Annotated in this window: 5 protein-coding genes; 1 reads left to right on the top strand and 4 read right to left on the bottom strand. The window is 46.6% G+C overall.

All coding sequences use genetic code 11. From position 1 onward, the window contains the following. The coding region (locus tag H6F74_RS13035; protein ID WP_206756314.1) for a hypothetical protein at positions 1 to 1,205 on the top strand (1,205 nt) is incomplete at its 5' end. A gap of 557 nt (positions 1,206 to 1,762) precedes the next feature. Here the strand turns inward: H6F74_RS13035 and H6F74_RS13040 are convergent. From H6F74_RS13040 to H6F74_RS13055, 4 genes are all read right to left on the bottom strand, one after another. Then, entirely contained in the window at positions 1,763 to 2,434 is a 672-nt protein-coding gene (locus H6F74_RS13040; protein WP_190441649.1) for a DUF6753 family protein, read from the bottom strand. 10 nt (positions 2,435 to 2,444) lie between these two features. Further along, entirely contained in the window at positions 2,445 to 3,272 is an 828-nt protein-coding gene (locus H6F74_RS13045) for a mobilization protein (protein ID WP_190441651.1), read from the bottom strand. 90 nt (positions 3,273 to 3,362) lie between these two features. Continuing rightward, complete coding sequence (locus H6F74_RS13050) at positions 3,363 to 3,776, bottom strand: hypothetical protein (protein ID WP_190441652.1); 414 nt, start codon at positions 3,774 to 3,776, stop codon at positions 3,363 to 3,365. Between the two features lie 16 nt (positions 3,777 to 3,792). Beyond that, positions 3,793 to 4,896: a ParM/StbA family protein gene (locus tag H6F74_RS13055; protein WP_190441654.1), complete on the bottom strand. Its 1,104-nt coding sequence runs from the start codon at positions 4,894 to 4,896 to the stop codon at positions 3,793 to 3,795. Between the last annotated feature and the right edge of the window lie 259 nt (positions 4,897 to 5,155).

The following is a 5,155-nucleotide window of genomic DNA, read 5'->3' on the forward strand; positions in this document are numbered from 1 at the left end:
CTGAACCGCAAGCTATTGGCTCACACAGTCTGTTGCTTTCTCAATCGTCTCAGTGGTCGATCACTTCTACAGTTCGATGGTTTAATTGCAGATTGATAAGTTGCACATCGCCTCAGTATCGTTACTCAAATGCAAGACCTATCGAAGCTTCCGTTAGCACTGTTCGTGGCAAGGCAATGCATACAGTCGTCCAATATGCCCTTTGGGTGAAACAGCACTTACAGAAAGAAGAGGAGCGTGAGAACCAAGCAGCGCGAGACTTCGACGAGATTCCTGAAGTGTGGAAAGTTCTTGAACGCCATCTCGACCCAGAGCAAGATCCATCCCTTGTAATCCGCTCTGTTTACGGTAAATGCCTCACCGATCTGATGAATCTTGACTCGGACTGGATAACTAAGAATCTGGGGAGGATTTTTCCTAAAAACCAGGCTCTTCAAGAGCTACGCGCCGCAGCATGGGAAGGCTACGTTACTTCCTATCCTGCTGACACTCATGTATTTACCATTTTGCGAGAGGAGTACAGTCAAGCTATTGAGCGACTTGGTATGCCTACTCACGAAACGCAGTATCTGTCCGAGTTCGACCAACTTCTACCTAAACATTTGATCCAGTTGTACTGGAACGGGGAACTGGAACTTGGAGCGCCGGATCTACTACTTGAAAGTTTTTTTGAAAAAGCCCCAGAGCTATACCGAGAATGCTTTATGAGGAACTTTGGATGGTTGCTTTCTCACAACCAGTCTGAAGTGACACCTGAGTTGCTTGAGCGGCTACAGCGACTTTGGGAATGGCGGATCGGTATGATTTATAGTTCGTCAGCGTCTGCAATCCCTACATCGGAACTGAAAACTTTTGGCTTGTGGTTTACTTCGGGCAAGTTTGAGAACAAATGGGCGAGCGCTCAGTTAATGGAAGTACTCAAATTGAGCAAAGACGTTAATGACGATAGAAATGTTCTCTGTTACCTTGAAAAAATCGCCTTCTCCATACCAAGGGAAGCAATCAAGTGCTTGGGCTTAATAGCCGACGGAAGCCGTGCTAAATGGTTGATTTACGGTGAGCAGGAATCAAGCCGCGCTATTCTATCTACTAGCCTTCAAAGTGGAGATGAAGAGACTCGCAAAGCTGCAATAGAGCTGATCAACCGCTTATTAGCCCGTAATTATGCAGACTTTCGGAACTTGCTTCCAAATGGGGTAGCTTGAAATTCTACCGCCAGCAGGCCAAGGTATTGCGTAGCATTCACTGACTCCCATAGGAGCAGGGTGTTGCTGAATTATAAAATGATTTGGAAGCATAAGCTTGCCGATGTGACTTTAAGTTACTAAGGTTAGGCACAACCTTTCTCCATTGAGACGAAAAGCTTACCATATACAGATTTACCAACTATGGCTCACGGCTTTAGTTATCCTCTAAAAAAGCACTTTCGGCTTGCGTTATAGTTTAAACAAACTCACGCATGAAGCGATCGCACTCTCGTAACCGTCAGCCTTGTCACCTCGCGTCCGGTAAGCTCTTGCTTTAATGGGTGGCAAACTTAGACTTTAAATAACACTGCCGAAGCGACTTGCGATTACTGTCAGTGACTTCTGTAGTTTAGAGCAGCTGACAATGACAACTACTCGCAACAAAGCATGAAAATGCTCTTCTCTTCTTATGAAATTTACCTTTCAGCTAACTCGAAAGCATAATTTGTCCAAGACGTTTTGGAAGCATAAAGTGACCAAGTTGGTCAACTTTGGGGTAAAGAGCGCACCAGCGTTCAGTCCTTGAAATGACGCTCCTTTGGCGGCTTAACCCAGAGCGTACAAAATCCATCGGTGGCAGGTTTTGAACCAAGTTGAAGCACCACATTCAGACGCTTCACATCTTTAACGCATTCCAGATTGTCTAAATATTCTGAATTCCACCGCATCAGGTTACGAGCAAACTTTCCTTCACTTGATTTTGCCCAGCGCAGGGCGTCTACTTCGTCCGCTGTTAGCTTTGTCTCTTTCACGTACCCACCTTGCAGATAGGGAGGTATTGTGGCTCCCATCCCGATGCCTAGCCCCAGAAGGGATAATAGCACCAGCACGGCTGGCATTAGGGAACCAAAAAAGCGTCTTGCTTCTTGCCTTTCAGCAGTCCGAATTAAGTCACCTGCCGCCTTTGCGATCGCTAACTTTTGGTTCTCCAGTATCGCGCTTCCCGCCAAATCAAAAGTACGCTCCATCCTTTGAGTCCATCCTGCAAAGAGATGCTCCAAATCTTGGGGCGCTTCCTCCAGCAGCACTTCCAGTCTCCCCGTCGCTATCAATACCAGAAACAGTGGGTCATTTTGTCGGATGTCAACCTTGGCTACCAGATCCAATACCTTGCGCCGGAAGTCGTCTGATTTCCCTTCCAAGGCAGCGTCTAGCAATATTCTCGTCTTAAATTCAGAGTCGGTCATCCTTCCCCCTCTAAGCAGCTTCTGGGTTTTTAACAGGATCGTCCCCCGAAGAAGCCTGCTTGCTGGGAGTATCGGAAGAATTGTTGTCTAGACCAGGCTTCTTAGCCTCACCATCAAACAGCTTAGTTATGTCTATCTGTGCATAAGCATCCCTGAGAAAATTATGAACCCGCTGGCGATTAACAATTCCAAAATCGAATTGTTTGCATTCCTTTGCTTCGTCAAATCTCAACCGCTCTCTATCAATTGTGTCGCGTTCAAAGTAATCCAGTTTGGGAAATTCAATGCTGCTATGAGGCTTGAACTGTCCGGTTACTTTCTTAAATTCTTTACTATCCTCCACCGCTTTCCAGTCATCTCGCAATCCCATGTTTTTTACTAAGATATGAGGAATTTTGCCCTGGAACTGTTGGATAGAAGTTAAAAAGAGCTGCACGCTGTCATGCCCGCTAGTGCAAACAAACCAGTGTACAAAGCCTATCCCATTTTGCTGCCCTAACTCAATCAAATCATTCTTTTCAATCCACCTTTTTACAAATTTATAAGATTGTGACGGTAGATTGACGATTATGGACTTCTCCAACGCCCATTCAAAAATCCTATCCGCTTCCTTCGCTAGTCTTTCATCATCGCTAAACTGCGCCACTTCGCACAACCCTTTGTAAACATCCGCCACATCCGGATTACTAAGATCCGCCTCTACGGCTTGGAAGTTTACTCTCCTATCAAGGCAATACTGAATCATCGTTCTAGCGAAAAGCGTCTTTCCTGCGCCGCCTTTCTCTCCCCCAACTAAATGAATTAAATGTTTGATGTCTGCTTTCTTTTTGGTACTCATTTGACTTTTGCTCCAAATCTAAGTTTTCAAGAAACGCGAGCGTCTGATACGTGCGATTGGAATGCAAGCGACCGACCATCCAATCTCTCGTCACATTCCATACGGATCTTGCGCTTCCCAACTTGGATGACTCACCTTTTCTTCACTCACCTCGCTCGGCATAGCTGCAACTTCTTTAGAAGCCACAGAGTTCATATCTTCACCAACAAATGAATAAACAGGAGCTTCATTTCTTTGTGTCCGTCCCAAACCGCACTTTCTGGCAATCTCCTCTACCTGAGCTTGCAACCTGCTGACAGCAGCGATCGCTAACTCAACCACTACATCTTTTTCCATCCCCGCACTCTGAGCCGCTAACGGTAAAAAGAAAGATTCCAGCGCCAGACGAACTAATTCCGCTGTCGTATGGTACGGGTGGGGGGGATTTTGGCAATAATCAGCCAGCACCTCATCCTCCTTGGAATCAATTACAAGGCAAGGTCTAATTTGTTTAGATCGTGGCATTGCTTTTTATCCCACCCTACGCAGCTGCTCTGTTCATAGCCTTCGCTTCGGTCAGCGCCTTGAATAACCCAAATGCGTCTGCCAATCGAATTGCATCTACCGTAGATGTCCCACCTGGCAGAAAATACTCAAATTCTTTGACAAGGGCGTCCGACCAAATAACGGACGAGAGCATACTCCTGTCTTTGAACCACTTGGTTAGTTGCTCTCGCATCTGATAAGCTGCTCCCCCCGATATCAACAACTCACCATTCACAGATGGCAGATGCTGAATCAGAAAGTCTCCTACCTTTTGCAAGTAATATTCCAGCGCCAGAGCCTTGGCTGCTTTAATCGGAAACACTTCTGATCTTCCCTGCACCCGCATTTGGTCTGCCCCAGACAAAATCGCTTCCAGTAACGCCGGATCGTCCGGTGCTACAAAGGAGCATTCTGCTGCTACCTGCTTCAAATACTCAACGAACCCCGGTCCCTGACTTGAGGAGTTCGATTCTGTGGGGGGCGATCCTTTATCAAACGTCAAAATGCTCAGGTTGCGATGCCCAAACATTAGAACTGTAATCACCTTGGTCGTCACATCCACATCTTCCTTTAACAGCTGTATTCGTCGTCCTATGTACAGCCCCACCCCTTCTGGACGCATTTGAACCGTTCCCAGATGCACAGATAGCGATCGCCCCCTGAATCCGAAAGACGCTGCCGCTTCATTGATTGCAGCCGCTAACTTCTCCCGGTCTTGCCAATATTCTGCCAAGGGCAGCACCACCCCCAAGTCCAACTCAAATTCGTCACCCACTCCCTCATGTAGAGCCATCACTCCAATAGCCGCCAGCACCTTGTAAACTGCTCTTTCCTTTTTGGGCAAAACAATCCCACTGTCCCCAGAGAACGCACGCGCTAGCGCTCCTACTGAATACACTTTTTCCCCTAGCTGCACAAAAGCGCTTGACTCCGGTTTGGCTTCCTCCAAATCTGACCGCAGCCTTTGTATTTGCATTGAACTCATCAAGTTACACTGCGGCAGCATCCACAACCAATGAAATTTTCCCCCGGACCAGTACACTCCCTTGGTCGCTGAACTTCCTAAATCCAGGTACGCTTGAATCCTTTTTCTGGCCATAATTTTTATTCCTTCGTTAGATCGCTCGTAGATCGTCTGTAGATCGCCCGTCGATCGCTTTACACTCAGAATTCGACACAACAGGTAGCGTGTAGATCGCCTGTAGATCGTCCGTTGATCGCTAACTTCAACGCCTTTACTTTATCCGGCTCTACCGAACATGGTATGTAAAATAAACTGAAATTAGCTGGCAAAATGCCAAGTCAGAAAACTTCTTAATTTGAAATTGTTGAAGTTTCTAAACCCATAACCTCTTCGT

Origin of the sequence: Trichocoleus sp. FACHB-90 (assembly GCF_014695505.1) — a bacterium.
Classification (GTDB): Bacteria; Cyanobacteriota; Cyanobacteriia; order Cyanobacteriales; family FACHB-T130; genus Funiculus; species Funiculus sociatus.

Bases quoted from the DNA above. Each gene is read 5' to 3' on its own strand.
- H6F74_RS13055 (WP_190441654.1), bottom strand. From the start codon at position 4,896: ATGGCCAGAAAAAGGATTCAAGCGTACCTGGATTTAGGAAGTTCAGCG.
- H6F74_RS13045 (WP_190441651.1), bottom strand. From the start codon at position 3,272: ATGAGTACCAAAAAGAAAGCAGACATCAAACATTTAATTCATTTAGTT.
- H6F74_RS13040 (WP_190441649.1), bottom strand. From the start codon at position 2,434: ATGACCGACTCTGAATTTAAGACGAGAATATTGCTAGACGCTGCCTTG.
- H6F74_RS13050 (WP_190441652.1), bottom strand. From the start codon at position 3,776: ATGCCACGATCTAAACAAATTAGACCTTGCCTTGTAATTGATTCCAAG.